Genomic DNA, 14,012 nt, shown 5'->3' with positions numbered 1-14,012 from the left:
GTTCGTCCGGAAGCGACGGTTCAGGCGCACGGCTGCAAGCGGCGGGTTCAGACGTTGTCCAGTACATGGCCGTGGGCCAACTATGGACGCCGGGGACCGACTTCTGCCAGCACTTCGGCCCGCGTCGCGCCCACCAATATTGGTCGGGACCACTGGCATGACCTGCGATGCTCGGCCCCGGCGCGCGGCAGTGCCGTACGCCGGGGCCGAAGGGGGAGCTGTCAGATGAGGTCCATCGCCGCGACCTCGTCGGGCCGCCCGTAGCTGATCGGCCCCTGGAAGCGGCGGCGTGCCGTGGCGAACCACCACACCGTGGCGATGATCAGCACGACGGCCAGGGCGATCGACGCGTAGTTGAAGGTGTCGCCGGTGATCGGCGACACCTGCGGCAACATGAACAGCACGCTGCTGGCGAGGATCCAGATCACGGCGACCCAGCCGATCACCTTGCTCCAGCGCCCCAGGTTCCAGGGGCCGGGCTGGAACTCGTCACCGAGCCGCAGCCGCAGGAAGATCGGCACGGCGTAGGCGAGGAAGAGCCCGACGACGTTGACGCTGACGATGGCGGTGAAGGCCGTGTGCGACCACCAGCCGGGGACGACAAGGGCCAGCGAGCAGGCAACCGCCAGCCAGACGGCCTTGACGGGGGTACGGGTGCGCGGCGAGACCGAGTGCCACCAGCGGGAGCCCGGCATCGCGCCGTCCCGGGAGAAGGCGAAGATCTGCCGGGTGTTGCTGGTCAGATTGGCCAGACCGCAGAAGAGCATGGCCCCGATCACGATCAACAGGATGGCCTTTGCTGTGCCCATGCCAAGCCCGTCGATGAGAATCTGCACGGGCGGCGCCGAGGAGCTCGCCACTTGGGCATAGTCATGAATGCTGTACACGAGGGCGAGCATGAGGATCAGTCCGGTGATCGCCGAATAGCCGATCGCCCGCGTGATCCCCTTGGGCGCGTTGACCGTGGCCCGCACCGTTTCCTCGGACATGTGGAAGCTGCCGTCGAAGCCCGTGAAGGTCCAACTGGTGACCAGCAGGCCGAGCATGCCGCCGTAAAGGCCGTTCGTGAAACCGGTGTTGTTCACGAAATGCGTGACGAACGAGGCCGACTGATGGTCGTCGGGCATCACGATCAGTGTGCTCACGATCACCAGGAGCCCGATCAGCAGCCACCACACGGAGATCCGGTTGAGCAGCGCGACCAACTGCACGGTGTAGGTATTGGCCAGACCCTGGAGCACGATGATCAGCGCCGTGATCATGACCGTCTGCTGGGCGGTCGGCTCGTACGAGTGCCACTGCAAGGCGATGAAGGCCTGGATGAAGGTGGCGGCCGCGTAACCGGTGGCGGCCGTGCCGCCCACCTGGCCGACGAAATTCAGCCAGCCCGTGTACCAGGACCAGGCACCCTTGTGGCGCTTCGCCAGCTTTCCGGCGGAGAAATAGAGCGCCCCACTGGTCGGATAGGCGGAAGCCACCTCCGCCATGGCGACGCCGATGAACAGCACCATGACGGAGACGCCGATCCAGCCGAAGACGAGAATGCGCGGACCACCGGCATTCATACCGAATCCGAAGGACGAGAAGATTCCCGAGATGATATTGATGATGGTGAAGGAGATCGCGAAATTGTCGAACGCCTGGAATCGGCGTGTGAGCTTTCGCGGATATCCCATCGCATGAAGTGTCGCGTCGTCGTCGAGCGCGGCGGAATCCTCGACGTGGCCCTTCGCTCGCGGGGCCGATATCCGTTCTGACACAGCTGACCTTTCTGTGGGAGTTGACCGGAAGACTCGGGATGGCCGGGAGACTGGTCCGGGCGGGCCGGACGGCCGGTCCGGGCGGGCTCAGGCGGCTCTCGGCACGGGCAGGCCGCAGGAGCGGCGGGCGCGGGAAAGCTGTTCCTCGGGCTCGCCGAACACGGTCCAGGGCATCCGGCAGGCGTAGGGCCCCATGGCCATGAAGACCGCGCGCGCTTCGAACTCGCGCTGGGCCATGAACAGCGCGTGGGCCAGATACGCCAGGTCGAGCACCGGCGTGAACCGGTAGCCCGGCACCTCGGGAAGCCAGTTCTGATAGATCGCGAGCGCGGTGGAGCGCCACTGCGGCTGTTCCCAGGTGCGGTCGACGAGAAGCTGCGAGGGGTTGTAGCTCTCCACCAGCGCCACCAGCGGAAGCAGCCGCAGCGGCGAGGAGGCGGGGGCGCGCTGGCTCAGGAAGGCAGCGACGTCCCAGGCGGCGTTCACCGAGCCGCCGTACCGAGTGAAGAAGAACGCCAGGAAGCGGTGGTGGCCCTCACGGTTGAAGGGGTCGAGGCGGAGGATGTGCGAGAACAGCTGCCAGGGGCCGGGCGGCTGTGTGAGCAGGCCCTGCGGGGCGGGGTCGCGCAGATCGTGCAGCCGGGCCATGGCCAGTTTGGCGACCCAGGGCGTGGGATCGGAGGGAGCCAGCCTCGCGGCCCGGTCGCACGCGGTCAGCGCGATGCGCTCCAGAGCCTCGGCCCGGTCGTCCTTGGCGTCCGCCGCGCGCAGCGCCCGCAGCACGGCCACGCGCGCCCACATCAGCGCGGCCTCGGGGGCCGGCTCCTCGGCCAGCCAGCGTTCGGCGAGGTCGGAGTCGGCGGCCTCGGAAGCCAGGACCAGGGAACGGTGGGCACGCAGTCCGAAGTCGCCTCGGGTCTCCGCCAGGGCTTCGTGGGCGCTCAGATAGCGGCCGGCCCGGACATCCACGCAGACACTCGCGAGTCTGCGGTCGTCGGCCGCCGGATGCCACACATACTGCCCCTCGAATAACCCCGCGGCCATCTTCCCCTGTCCGTCCCCGTACGGCGCTTCGCAGTTGCGCAACAGGCACCCTACTCAGCATCAAGGGGAACCGGAACGGCGTTTGCGAAATACCTGCTTCCGCATGGTCCATGGTTATGGAGGGAGCGAAAGGAGTTCTTGAGGGTTGTTCAATGAATAGTTCAATGCGGCACTATTCGGTACCCGCAGAAACTCCCTGAACGCCCTCCGGATAGAATGTTCCCCAGGAATATGCCGACATCTCATCGCACCCCGGGAAGCCCCATTCACGACCTCGCCGCGCAGCTGCGCCGACTGCCGCCTTCCTGCGGTCCCGTCCGCCTGATCGGCGTCGACGGGCACGCCGGCTCAGGAAAGACCACATTCGCCGGGCAGTTGGCGGCGGCACTGGGCGACGCGCCCGTGCTGCACCTCGACGACATCGCGACGCACGAGGAGCTCTTCGCCTGGACCGAGCGGCTGCTGCGCCAGGTGGTCGAGCCGCTGCGCCGGAGCGAGACCGCGCACTACACCCCGTACGACTGGATCACCCGGAGCTTCGGCCCGGCCCGTGCGCTGCCGCCGGCGCCCGTGATCCTCCTGGAGGGCGTCGGCGCGGGCCGTCGCGCGCTGCGCCCGTTCCTCACGCGACTGCTGTGGATGGAGTTGCCGCACGACGAGGCATGGACGCGCGGGCGACTGCGGGACGGGGAGACACAGAGCGAGTTCTGGGCCGGATGGGTCCACGCCGAGCGCCAACACTTCGCCAAGGACCCCTCAAGACCGTTCGCCGACCTTCTGGTGCGCCAGTGTTCCGAGGGATATGAGGTGTTTGTGGGGCCCAATGAGACCCGAGAATCGGACCACGCCATCACTCACCGTGACGGACCATCCGCAGTGTGCTGAACTTGTGAAGACCCTTGCGTGAGAAGTTCTCTCAGTGCTTCAACTCGGCTTGACCGGGGGGCCGTACAGGACTTACGTTCTGAATGTGCGGTCTTTCGAAGCCGCCCGCAGTCGCGAAGCCCCCGGTTGTTCCCCCGTGATCGGGGGCTTCGTTCTGCCCACACCCACGCTTTCCGGGCGCTGCGCGCCGTGATTCGCTCACCCTCGGTCACCGTGCGAAGTGCGCCCCATCTGCTCCCACCTCGTGGAACGGGGTGTGCGGCACCCTTCGGCCCGCGTATGTACCGCAGGTACGATGCCTCTCGGTGCGACCTTCGGACGGCTGCTCTTCGCACCGATGCAACTCCCGTCCGCGGCACGGCGGTTCGAGCAAGGCTGCCGACGGGCACCGGCCCGGCGGCGAGGGAGTGTCCTGATCGACTAGGCACTCCCTGACCATCGGGGGCACGGTTTGTGGGGGACGTGATGGACTTCGGCACCCAGGGCCCCGAGGCCCCGGCCGACCTCGCCTGGATGCGAGGCGTGGACGCCTACACGATGGGCGCCTATCCGCAGGCGGAGGAGGAGTTCCGCGCCGCGGTCCGGATGGACCCGGGCATGGCGGACGGCTGGCTCGGACTGCACGCGCTGCGGGTGGACACGACGACCGCGCTGCTGCGGATGTTCCGGCACCGGGAGCGCTTCGGGGAGCAGCGCACCCGGCATCGGCGCACCCTCAACTCCTGGTACTGGCTGGGCTGGTGGGTTCAGCCCGTGCTGGAGAGCCCGCGCGATCTGCTGCTCGCGCACGCCTCGCACTGGCTCGACGGACGTCATGTCCCGGAGCTGGACCGCGCGCTCGCGGGGCTGCCGCCCGTCGACGCGGACCCCCAGGTGCGGTTCCTGCACGCGTGTCGCGCCTATCTGGTCAAGGACTGGGAGCAGTTGGTCCGGCACACCGATCCGCTGATCGACGATCCCATGCTGGGCATAGAGGCCGGCCTCTTCGGCGGGATGGCCCGGGTCCGCCTGGAGATGTACGGCCAGGCGGAGCCGCTGCTGTCCTCCGCGCTGATGCGCTGTCGCAGCGAGCAGCCGCAGCGCAAGGAACTGCGATACTGGCTGGCGCGAGCGCACGAGGGCACCGGGCGGTCCGCCGCCGCACTGCCCCTGTACCGGGCGGTGCACCGCGTCGACCCCTCCTTCATGGACACCTCGGCACGGCTCGCGGCGATCTCCGAGGGCGACGGGTACGACGATGCCGCCGCCGACCTGGCGGCGATCACGCTCGCCGGGGTCGGGCAGGACGTGATGGAGGGCCCGGACGGTGTCGATCCACTGTTCGGTGCCGAGGGCCGGGACCTGAAGCTCTCGGAGCCCGATCTCGCGCCGCCGGGCGGGCTGCCCCCGGAGACCGACGCGGTGCGCGAGAAGGCCGTGCTGCCGGTGCAGCCGCTGCCCGCCGGGCCGACCGACCCCGTATTACTCGAGGAGGCGCTCGCCGAGCTCGAGCGCATGGTGGGCCTGGAGCCCGTGAAACGCCAAGTCAAGGCGCTGTCGGCGCAGTTGAACATGGCGAGGCTGCGCGCCGGCCAGGGTCTCCCGGTCCAGCCACCGAAGCGGCACTTCGTCTTCTCGGGCCCCTCCGGCACCGGCAAGACCACCGTGGCCCGCATTCTCGGTCGGGTCTTCTACGCGCTGGGGCTGCTCGGCGGCGATCATCTGGTGGAGGCGCAGCGGGCGGACCTGGTCGGCGAGTACCTCGGCCAGACGGCGGTCAAGGCGAACGAGTTGATCGACTCCGCCATCGGCGGTGTCCTCTTCGTCGACGAGGCCTACTCGTTGGCGAACTCCGGATACGGCAAGGGCGACGCCTACGGGGACGAGGCCCTGCAGGTGCTCCTCAAGCGGGCCGAGGACAACCGCGACCACCTCGTCGTCATCCTCGCCGGCTACCCGGAGGGCATGGACCGCCTCCTGGCCGCCAACCCCGGCCTCTCCTCCCGCTTCACCACCCGCGTCGACTTCCCCTCCTACCGGCCCCTCGAACTCACCTCCATCGGCGAGGTGCTGGCCGCGGAGAACGGCGACATCTGGGACGAGGAGGCGCTGGACGAGCTGCGCTCGATCGCCGGGCATGTCGTCGACCAGGGGTGGATCGACGAGCTCGGCAACGGGCGATTTCTGCGCACGCTGTACGAGAAGAGCTGCGCGTACCGCGACCTCCGGCTGTCGCTCTATCCCGGAACGCTGTCCCGCGACGACTTGTCGACACTGCGGCTGCCGGATCTGATGCAGGCATACGGTGAGGTCCTGTCGGGGCGGGGGCCACAGGATCCGTCGACGATGTGACTGGGGCCGGCTCCAGGGAGCTTTCCGGCCTCTTCAGCCCCCAGCCCCCAGCCCTCAACCTTCAGCTCGCCAAAGGATTGCGGAGTTCCCCGCGCCCCTCTTGGGGGCGCGGGGAACTCCGCGAACGGGATCTGGGGCGGGGAGCCCCAAGGACGGGACGGGTAGGGGCGGAGGGGACGAAGAACCCTCCGCTCAGCTGGCCAGCACTTCCTCCGGGGCCTCGCTCGGACGGGGTTCCGAGACGCGCAGAGGCGCAGCTTCCCGGTGTGCCGGGTCGCGTACCTCGCCGACCAGCAGCTCCAGGACGTCCTCCAGGGCCACGAGCCCCAGGACCTTGCCCGAGGCGTCGGCGACCTGGGCGAGGTGCGTCGCGGCGCGACGCATCACGGTCAGCGCGTCGTCCAGCGGAAGCTCACACCGCAGGGTCGTCATCGGGCGCCAGATCTGCTGCGGCACCGCCCGCTCGGACTCCTCCAGGTCGAGTACGTCCTTCACATGCAGATAGCCCATGAAGGCGCCGTTCTCGGCGACCACGGGGAAGCGGGAGTACCCGGTGCGCGCGGTGAGCGCGACGACCTGGCCCGGGGTGACCGAGGGCCCCACGGTCACCAGGGAGTCGCGATCCAGAAGGACATCGGTGACCGGGCGCGAACCCAGCTCCAGGGCGTCCTCCAGGCGCTCCTGCTCCTCCGGTTCCAACAGGCCCGCCTGGCCCGAGTCCTCGACCAGACGGTTGAGCTGCTCGCTGGTGAAGACCGCCTCGACCTCGTCCTTGGGCTCCACGCGGAACAGCTTCAGGATCAGGCGGGCACAGGCGCCCAGGCCGACAGTGACCGGTCGGCACAGCCGCGCGAAGGCGACGAGGCCGGGGCTCAGCCACAGCGCCGTCTTCTCGGGCGCGGCCATCGCCAGGTTCTTCGGCACCATCTCGCCGATGACGAGGTGGAAGAAGACGACGAAGGCGAGCGCGATGACGTATCCGAGGGGGTGGATCAGCCCGTCCGGCAGATGGATCGCCTCGAAGAGCGGCTCCAGCAGCTGGGCGACGGTCGGCTCGGCGACCGCGCCGAGCGTCAGTGAGCAGACGGTGATGCCGAACTGGGCCGCGGCCATCATCTGCGGGAGCCGCTCGAGGCCGTACAGGACCTGACGGGCCCGCGCGGTCCCGAGCGGTTCGATCTGGCTGCGCCGCACGGAGACGAGCGCGAACTCGGCGCCGACGAAGAAGCCGTTGGCGAGCACCAGCAACGCGGCGAACAGCAGTTGGAGCACGCTCATCGGACGGCCTCCGCAGCGGGCGCGGTCCGCACCAGACGGACGCGTTCGGCGCGGTAGTGCCCGACCTGGCGCACCGACAGGCGCCAACCCGGGAGTTCGGCCTTGTCGCCGGGGGCGGGGATCCGGCCGAGCAGATCGGCGACTAGCCCCGCGACGGTCTCGTACGGGCCCTCGGGCACGTCGAGGCCTATGCGCTGCAGCACGTCCACCCGGCAGCTGCCGTCGGCGTCCCACGCGGGCCGTCCGTCCTCGGGCGGCGCCGCCGCGAGTTCGGGCAGATCCTGCCCGTCGTGTTCGTCGAGGACCTCGCCGACGAGCTCCTCGACGATGTCCTCCAGGGTGACGACGCCCGCCGTACCGCCGTACTCGTCAACGACGACAGCGATCGGCTGCTCGCTGCGCAGCTGCTCCAGGAGGGGCTGTACGGGCAGCGTCTCCGGGACGAGCAGCGGGGGCTGCGCGATCCGGCCGACGGGGGTGCGCAGCCGGTCGTGCGAGGGGATCGCGAGGGCGTCCTTGAGGTGCACCATGCCGACGATCTCGTCGATCCGCTCCCGGTAGACGGGGAAGCGCGACAGGCCGGTGGCGCGGGTGAGGTTGACCACGTCCTCGGCGGTCGCCGACGACTGCAGCGCGCTCACCTTCACGCGCGGGGTCATGACGTGCTGCGCGGTCAGGTCGGCGAGCGAGATGGTCCGCACGAAGAGATCCGCGGTGTCCTGCTCCAGGGCACCGGCCTGCGCCGAGTGCCGGGCGAGCGAGACGAGTTCGCCGGGGGTGCGGGCGGAGGCCAGCTCCTCGGCGGGCTCGACGCCCAGGGCGCGTACGAGCCGGTTGGCAACCGCGTTGAGGGCGGCGATGACCGGCCGGAACAACCGCGAGAAGACGTGCTGCGGGCCCGCGACAAAGCGGGCGACCTGCAGGGGCTTGGACACCGCCCAGTTCTTGGGCACGAGTTCGCCGATGACCATCTGCACGGCCGAGGCGAGCAGCATGCCGACCACCACGGCGACACCGGACACGGCGCCTTCCGGGATGCCGATCGCGGTGAACGGGCCGTGCAGCAGCTCGGCGAGCGCCGGTTCGGCGAGCATGCCGACGACGAGTGAGGTGATGGTGATGCCGAGCTGGGTGCCGGAGAGCTGGAAGGACAGCTCCTTGAGCGAGTTCACGACGGTCAGAGCCCGTCGGTCGCCGTCGGCCGCGGCCTGCTCGGCGTCGGGGCGCTCGACCGTGACGAGGCCGAACTCCGCCGCGACGAAGAAGCCGTTGGCGAGGATCAGCAGGAACGCCGCCCCAAGGAGCAGCAGGGGGATGGTCATGCCGCCGCCTCGATATGTCGGGAGGGGGCGGCGCAGGTACTACAGGACGATCCGTCCATCGCTGGAGGGAGTCACTCCTCGGGTAGCAGGGGGCCTCTGAAGGCCGGGTGGCACATCAGAGACGGAGGCGCCACGAAAACGCCTCCGCCAACAGATTAATCAAGACATGGTCCCAGGGGGCAGGGTGGAAGGCTGAGAGTCAGCCCTCATGTTTCTCGGGGTCGCCGATGGAGCGGGCTTCGGCGAGGGCACGCAGGGCGCGGGCGTCCTCGATCGCGCGCTGCTTGGCGATGCCCGGCTGAATGCCGAGCGCGGGGAGGCTGGTGCCGTCACTGAGGTTGAGGAACACCCAGGGGTCACCGGGGCGCAGGTTGACCTGGAGGATCTCCGCCCATTCCAGGTGCCGCCTGCTGGCGATGTTGACGACCGTGACCCCGGTCTCGTCGGCGACGACCTTGGGCCGGGAGAGCAGCAGGAGCACCCCGAAGAGCAGCGCCGCGGTGAAGATGAAGCTGAGCCGCTCCCCCGGGCTGAGCTGCTCCAGAAGCATCGCGACCGTCGTGATGACCACGAAGATCGCGACGCCCGCGGTGAGCAGCACGGCCCGGGTGCGGGACGGGCGGAAGGTGACGGGAAGAGCGGGAAGGTCTGACATGTCCGACGGTCCCGTCAGAGCCGGCAGGCGTGGATGGCCGTGGTCAGGATGGCCCGCGCGCCGAGCGCGTACAGGTCGTCCATGATCCGCTGGGCCTCCTTGGCGGGGACCATGGCGCGCACGGCGACCCAGCCCTCGTTGTGCAGCGGCGAGATGGTCGGCGACTCCAGGCCCGGGGTGAGCGCGACGGCCTTCTCCAGGTGCTCGGCGCGGCAGTCGTAGTCCATCATCACGTACGTCCGCGCCACCAGGACGCCCTGGAGGCGACGCAGGAACTGCTGCACCTTGGGCTCGGCGTCCTCGGAGGTGCCGGCGCCGACCCGGCGGACGACGACGGCCTCGGACTTCATGATGGGGTCGCCGAACACCTCGAGGCCCGCGTTGCGCAGCGAGGTGCCGGTCTCGACGACATCGGCGATGACCTCGGCGACGCCCAGCTCGATGGCCGTCTCGACGGCGCCGTCGAGGTGGACGACGGAGGCGTCGATGCCGTGGTCGGCGAGGTGCTTGGCGACGATGCCCTCGTACGAGGTGGCGACCGTCATGCCGGAGAGGTCCGCGATGCCGCTCGCCGTGCCCGGCTTGGTGGCGAAGCGGAAGGTCGAGCGGGCGAAGCCGAGCGGCAGGATCTCCTCCGCGTTGGCGCCCGAGTCGATGAGCAGGTCGCGGCCGGTGATGCCGATGTCGAGGCGGCCGGAGGAGACGTAGATCGCGATGTCGCGGGGGCGGAGGTAGAAGAACTCGACCTCGTTCTCCGGGTCGACGATCCTCAGCTCCTTGGACTCCCGGCGCTGCTGGTAGCCGGCCTCATGCAGCATCTCCGCCGCAGGGCCTGACAGGGAACCCTTGTTGGGGACGGCGATGCGCAGCATGAGGTCGGCTTCCTTTGCGTGAAGGGGTTGGGGGAACAGCGGGATCTACAGGTGGGCGTACACGTCGTCGAGGGAGATCCCGCGCGCGACCATCATCACCTGGACGTGGTAGAGCAGCTGGGAGATCTCCTCGGCGGCGGCGTCCTTGCCCTCGTACTCGGCGGCCATCCAGACCTCGGCGGCCTCTTCGACCACCTTCTTGCCGATGGCATGGACACCCTTGCCGACCAGCTCGGCGGTGCGCGAAGTGGCGGGATCGCCGTTGGCGGCCTTGTGCTGGAGCTCGGTGAAGAGCTCCTCGAACGTCTTCTTGGACATGGTGCTGCCCACCCTACGCGCTCACGGAGGTTCCTCAGCGCCAGGGTTCAGATACTGAGCGCAGCGTGGCCGCGGTCGCCACGGCGGCCGTCACCGCCTCGTGCCCCTTGTCCTCGTTGGAGCCCTCGATGCCCGCGCGGTCCAGGGCCTGCTCCTCGGTGTCACAGGTCAGCACACCGAAGCCGACGGGGACGCCCGTGTCGATGGAGACCTGGGTGAGGCCGTGGGTGACGCCCTGACACACGTACTCGAAGTGGGGCGTTCCGCCGCGGATGACGACGCCGAGCGCGACGATCGCGTCGTAGCCGCGGCCCGCCAGGACCTTGGCGACGACCGGCAGCTCGAAGCTGCCGGGGACCCGCAGCAGGGTCGGTTCGTCGATCCCCAGCTCGTGCAGGGCGCGCAGCGCGCCGTCGACGAGGCCGTCCATCACCTTTTCGTGCCACTGTGCCGCGATGACCGCGACGCGCAGGTCGCCGCAGTTCCGTACGGACAGTTCGGGTGCACCCTTGCCGCTCACGTCTCTCCTCAGTGCCGCTGTGCTGTGTTGCCGATAGTGCCGTTGTTACTGGTATTGCCGTTGTTACTGGTTGCCGCAGGCGGACACGGCGGTCGTGTCCAGCCAGGGCAGGTCGTGCCCCATCCGGTCCCGCTTGGTGCGCAGGTAGCGGAGGTTGTGCTCGCCCGCCTGTACGGGCATCGGCTCTCGCTCGGTGACCTTGAGGCCGTGCCGGACGAGCGCGTCAGTCTTGTCGGGGTTGTTGGTCATCAGGCGCAGGCTGTGCACGCCGAGGTCCTCCAGGATCTGGGCGCTGGCGCCGTAGTCCCGGGCGTCGGCGGGCAGGCCCAGCTCCAGGTTGGCGTCGAGGGTGTCGCGGCCCTGCTCCTGAAGCTCGTACGCGCGCAGCTTGGAGAGCAGCCCGATGCCGCGTCCCTCGTGGCCGCGCAGGTAGACCACGATGCCGCGGCCCTCGGCCTGGATGCGCTCCATGGCCGTCTGCAGCTGGGGGCCGCAGTCGCAGCGCAGGGAGTGGAAGACGTCGCCCGTGAGGCACTCGGAGTGGACACGGACGAGGACGTCCTCGCCGTTGCCGATCTCGCCGTGGACGAGGGCGACGTGCTCGACGCCGTCGGCCGTGGAGCGGTAGCCGTACGCCGTGAACTCGCCGAAGGCGGTGGGCAGGTGGACCTCGGCCTCGCGGCGGACGGTGGGCTCGGCGGAGTGCCGGTAGGCGATCAGGTCCTCGATGGAGATGATCGTCAGGCCGTGCTTGCGGGCGAAGGGGATCAGCTCGGGCAGGCGGAGCATACGGCCGTCCTCGCCCGCGATCTCGACGATCGCACCGGCGGGGCGCAGGCCCGCGAGACGGGCCAGGTCGACAGCGGCCTCGGTGTGGCCGTTGCGGACCAGGACGCCGCCGGGCTTGGCGCGCAGCGGGAAGATGTGGCCGGGGCGCACGAAGTCGTCCGCCTGAGCCCTGCCGTCGGCGAGCAGCTGAAGCGTGGTGGCACGGTCGGACGCCGAGATGCCGGTGGTCACACCGTGGGCGGCGGACGCGTCCACCGACACGGTGAACGCGGTCTTCATCGACTCGGTGTTGTCGTCGACCATCTGCGGGAGCCGGAGCCGGTCCAGCTCGTCCCCCTCCATGGGCGCGCAGATCAGCCCGCGGCACTCGCTCATCATGAAGGCGACGATCTCGGGGGTCGCCTTCTCGGCGGCGATGACGAGGTCGCCCTCGTTCTCCCGGTCCTCGTCGTCCACGACCACGACCGGGCGGCCCGCCGCGATGTCGGCGATGGCCTTCTCGACCGGGTCGAGCGCGAAGTCCTCGATGTTGTCGGTGCTGTACCAGACTTCGGCGCTCACGGGGGCGGCGCGATGGGGGTCCCCCCAGGCCTTCGGCTCTGGGGGAGCCTCGTTCAGGGTGGTGGTGGGAGACGGGTGGGAGGTCATGCCGGGGCTCCTTCCAGGACGGGCTGCCCGGCCTTGCGGGAGCGCAGCCACCAGTCGCGCATGCCCCACAGGACGAGCGCGCCGTAGAGGACGTAGACGAAACCGGAGAAGGCGAAGCCGTTGGCGAAGTTGAGCGGCACGCCCACCAGGTCGACCAGCAGCCAGGCGAACCAGAACTCGACCATGCCGCGCGCCTGGGCGTACATGGCGACGATGGTGCCGACGAAGATGTACGCGTCCGGCCAGGGGTCCCAGGAGAGGGACGGGTACGCGAAGAACAGGCCGGCGACCCCGACGGTGCCGACGGCCGCGGCGCCGAGCATGTAGCCGCGCTCGCGCCAGGTGGCGAAGCGGACGGCGATGGAGCCGTCCGCGGTCTGCCCCTTGCCGCGGTTCCACTGCCACCAGCCGTACACCGCGACGATCATGACGACGACCTGCTTGCCGGCGCTGCCGGAGAGGTGGGCCGTCGCGAAGGCCGCGAAGAGGATGACGCCGGACAGGAACTGGACGGGCCAGCTCCCTATGGAGCGGCGCCAGCCGAGCGCGAGGGCGATCAGACCGATCACGTTGCCGATCATGTCCGACCACTTGATGTGCTGGTCGAACAGGACGAAGGCCTCGGAGTTGAGCCAGTTCACTTGGCTGCTCCCTGCGTGCCCAGCAGCCGCTCGACGTACTTGGCGATGACGTCGACCTCGAGGTTGACCGGGTCGCCGGGCTGCTTGAGGCCGAGCGTGGTCAGCGCCAGGGTGGTCGGGATGAGGCTGACGGTGAAGTAGTCGGGGCCCGCGTCGACCACGGTCAGGCTGATGCCGTCGACGGTGATGGAGCCCTTCTCGACCACATAGCGGGAAAGGTCCGCGGGGAGCGAGATCTTGACGATCTCCCAGTTGTCGGACGGCTTGCGCTCGATGACCGCGCCCGTGCCGTCGACGTGTCCCTGCACGATGTGCCCACCGAGTCGCTCGCCCACGGCCATGGGGCGTTCCAGATTGACGCGGGAGCCGACGGTCAGGACGCCGAGACTGGAGCGGTCCAGGGTCTCGGCCATGACGTCGGCGGTGAATTCGTCGCCCTCGTGGTCGACCACCGTGAGACAGACGCCGTTGACGGCGATGGAGTCGCCGTGCTGCGCGCCCTGCGTGACGACGGGGCCGCGCAGACGGAAACGGGAGGCGTCGTCGAGATTCTCGACGGCGGTGACCTCACCCAGCTCTTCGACGATTCCGGTGAACACTTCCCGGGTCCTCCTGCCTCATGGGGCACGGACTCCGGGGCCTGTCGATGACGACAGCATGAGCGGACGACGACACCGGGAGCGACGCCGAAAGGAGACTCGTCCCCTAGGACAAGTCGCAACAAACGGCGGCGCGCACGAATGCCCGCCCGCCGCGCACTGCCTCCCATCCGGACTTTAACCGTCGGTCCAGGAATTTCACCTGGTCAACCGGCCGCTGGAAGCGACCGGGTCGCGGACTGTAACCGCCGGTTCGGAATTTCACCGACCCCGGAGTGCGCTGCTTCTGGTACAGGGCCAGTGTGCCACGCCTGATCGACGCCCATGCGGGCGAACGCCTGTGGGGTGGC

13 protein-coding genes and 1 riboswitch are annotated in these 14,012 nt (G+C 69.2%); of the genes, 2 read left to right on the top strand and 11 right to left on the bottom strand.

Features of this window, described 5'->3' with window-relative positions:
* Positions 1-221: 221 nt before the first annotated feature.
* Together IEY95_RS23585 and IEY95_RS23580 are read right to left on the bottom strand one after the other, a co-directional pair.
* Positions 222-1,760: an amino acid permease gene (locus IEY95_RS23585; protein WP_189188086.1), complete on the bottom strand. Its 1,539-nt coding sequence runs from the start codon at positions 1,758-1,760 to the stop codon at positions 222-224.
* A gap of 87 nt (positions 1,761-1,847) precedes the next feature.
* Complete coding sequence (locus tag IEY95_RS23580) at positions 1,848-2,804, bottom strand: hypothetical protein (RefSeq protein WP_189188085.1); 957 nt, start codon at positions 2,802-2,804, stop codon at positions 1,848-1,850.
* Positions 2,805-3,035: 231 nt separating this feature from the next.
* On the opposite strand from IEY95_RS23580, the gene IEY95_RS23575 reads away from it, so the two are divergent.
* Together IEY95_RS23575 and IEY95_RS23570 are read left to right on the top strand one after the other, a co-directional pair.
* A complete protein-coding gene (locus IEY95_RS23575) occupies positions 3,036-3,689 on the top strand; it encodes a uridine kinase family protein (RefSeq protein ID WP_189188084.1) in 654 nt (217 codons plus the stop codon).
* Positions 3,690-4,154: 465 nt separating this feature from the next.
* On the top strand, positions 4,155-6,020 hold the full coding sequence (locus IEY95_RS23570) for an AAA family ATPase (RefSeq protein ID WP_189188083.1): 1,866 nt from the start codon (positions 4,155-4,157) through the stop codon (positions 6,018-6,020).
* Positions 6,021-6,212: 192 nt separating this feature from the next.
* Here the strand turns inward: IEY95_RS23570 and IEY95_RS23565 are convergent, their stop codons facing one another.
* The 9 genes from IEY95_RS23565 to IEY95_RS23525 all read right to left on the bottom strand — a co-directional run bounded on the left by IEY95_RS23565 (position 6,213) and on the right by IEY95_RS23525 (position 13,662).
* Complete coding sequence (locus IEY95_RS23565) at positions 6,213-7,298, bottom strand: hemolysin family protein (protein ID WP_189188082.1); 1,086 nt, start codon at positions 7,296-7,298, stop codon at positions 6,213-6,215.
* Positions 7,295-8,620 carry a hemolysin family protein gene (locus IEY95_RS23560; RefSeq protein ID WP_189188081.1) on the bottom strand — a complete coding sequence of 442 codons (1,326 nt, stop codon included), beginning with the start codon at positions 8,618-8,620 and terminating at the stop codon, positions 7,295-7,297. Before IEY95_RS23560 ends, IEY95_RS23565 begins: the two co-directional genes overlap by 4 nt.
* A gap of 199 nt (positions 8,621-8,819) precedes the next feature.
* The gene (locus tag IEY95_RS23555) at positions 8,820-9,275 is read right to left on the bottom strand and encodes a PH domain-containing protein (RefSeq protein ID WP_189188080.1); all 456 of its coding nucleotides are present in this window, start codon (positions 9,273-9,275) and stop codon (positions 8,820-8,822) included.
* 14 nt (positions 9,276-9,289) lie between these two features.
* Positions 9,290-10,147 (bottom strand): ATP phosphoribosyltransferase, encoded by an 858-nt coding sequence (gene hisG / locus IEY95_RS23550; RefSeq protein ID WP_189188079.1) that lies wholly within the window; start codon positions 10,145-10,147, stop codon positions 9,290-9,292.
* A 45-nt stretch (positions 10,148-10,192) separates the two neighbouring features.
* Positions 10,193-10,465: a phosphoribosyl-ATP diphosphatase gene (locus IEY95_RS23545; RefSeq protein ID WP_028803646.1), complete on the bottom strand. Its 273-nt coding sequence runs from the start codon at positions 10,463-10,465 to the stop codon at positions 10,193-10,195.
* A 34-nt stretch (positions 10,466-10,499) separates the two neighbouring features.
* A complete protein-coding gene (ribH, locus tag IEY95_RS23540; protein ID WP_189188078.1) occupies positions 10,500-10,985 on the bottom strand; it encodes a 6,7-dimethyl-8-ribityllumazine synthase in 486 nt (161 codons plus the stop codon).
* 63 nt (positions 10,986-11,048) lie between these two features.
* The gene (locus IEY95_RS23535) at positions 11,049-12,422 is read right to left on the bottom strand and encodes a bifunctional 3,4-dihydroxy-2-butanone-4-phosphate synthase/GTP cyclohydrolase II (protein WP_229703256.1); all 1,374 of its coding nucleotides are present in this window, start codon (positions 12,420-12,422) and stop codon (positions 11,049-11,051) included.
* Positions 12,419-13,063, bottom strand: coding sequence for a nicotinamide mononucleotide transporter family protein (locus IEY95_RS23530; RefSeq protein ID WP_189188077.1), 645 nt, complete (start codon positions 13,061-13,063; stop codon positions 12,419-12,421). The genes IEY95_RS23535 and IEY95_RS23530 overlap by 4 nt, the downstream gene beginning before the upstream one ends.
* Positions 13,060-13,662, bottom strand: coding sequence for a riboflavin synthase (locus IEY95_RS23525; protein WP_189188076.1), 603 nt, complete (start codon positions 13,660-13,662; stop codon positions 13,060-13,062). Before IEY95_RS23525 ends, IEY95_RS23530 begins: the two co-directional genes overlap by 4 nt.
* Before the next feature lie 152 nt (positions 13,663-13,814).
* Positions 13,815-13,945: riboswitch (FMN riboswitch) on the bottom strand.
* Positions 13,946-14,012 lie beyond the last annotated feature (67 nt).

Origin of the sequence: Streptomyces albiflavescens (assembly GCF_014645835.1) — a bacterium.
Lineage (GTDB): Bacteria > Actinomycetota > Actinomycetes > Streptomycetales > Streptomycetaceae > Streptomyces > Streptomyces albiflavescens.
Note: the sequence above shows the minus strand (reverse complement) of the source record. Positions and strands in the feature narration are given on the sequence as shown.

Bases quoted from the DNA above. Each gene is read 5' to 3' on its own strand.
- IEY95_RS23545 (WP_028803646.1), bottom strand. From the start codon at position 10,465: ATGTCCAAGAAGACGTTCGAGGAGCTCTTCACCGAGCTCCAGCACAAG.
- IEY95_RS23570 (WP_189188083.1), top strand. From the start codon at position 4,155: ATGGACTTCGGCACCCAGGGCCCCGAGGCCCCGGCCGACCTCGCCTGG.
- IEY95_RS23535 (WP_229703256.1), bottom strand. From the start codon at position 12,422: ATGACCTCCCACCCGTCTCCCACCACCACCCTGAACGAGGCTCCCCCA.
- hisG (WP_189188079.1), bottom strand. From the start codon at position 10,147: ATGCTGCGCATCGCCGTCCCCAACAAGGGTTCCCTGTCAGGCCCTGCG.
- IEY95_RS23575 (WP_189188084.1), top strand. From the start codon at position 3,036: ATGCCGACATCTCATCGCACCCCGGGAAGCCCCATTCACGACCTCGCC.
- IEY95_RS23560 (WP_189188081.1), bottom strand. From the start codon at position 8,620: ATGACCATCCCCCTGCTGCTCCTTGGGGCGGCGTTCCTGCTGATCCTC.
- IEY95_RS23580 (WP_189188085.1), bottom strand. From the start codon at position 2,804: ATGGCCGCGGGGTTATTCGAGGGGCAGTATGTGTGGCATCCGGCGGCC.
- IEY95_RS23565 (WP_189188082.1), bottom strand. From the start codon at position 7,298: ATGAGCGTGCTCCAACTGCTGTTCGCCGCGTTGCTGGTGCTCGCCAAC.
- IEY95_RS23555 (WP_189188080.1), bottom strand. From the start codon at position 9,275: ATGTCAGACCTTCCCGCTCTTCCCGTCACCTTCCGCCCGTCCCGCACC.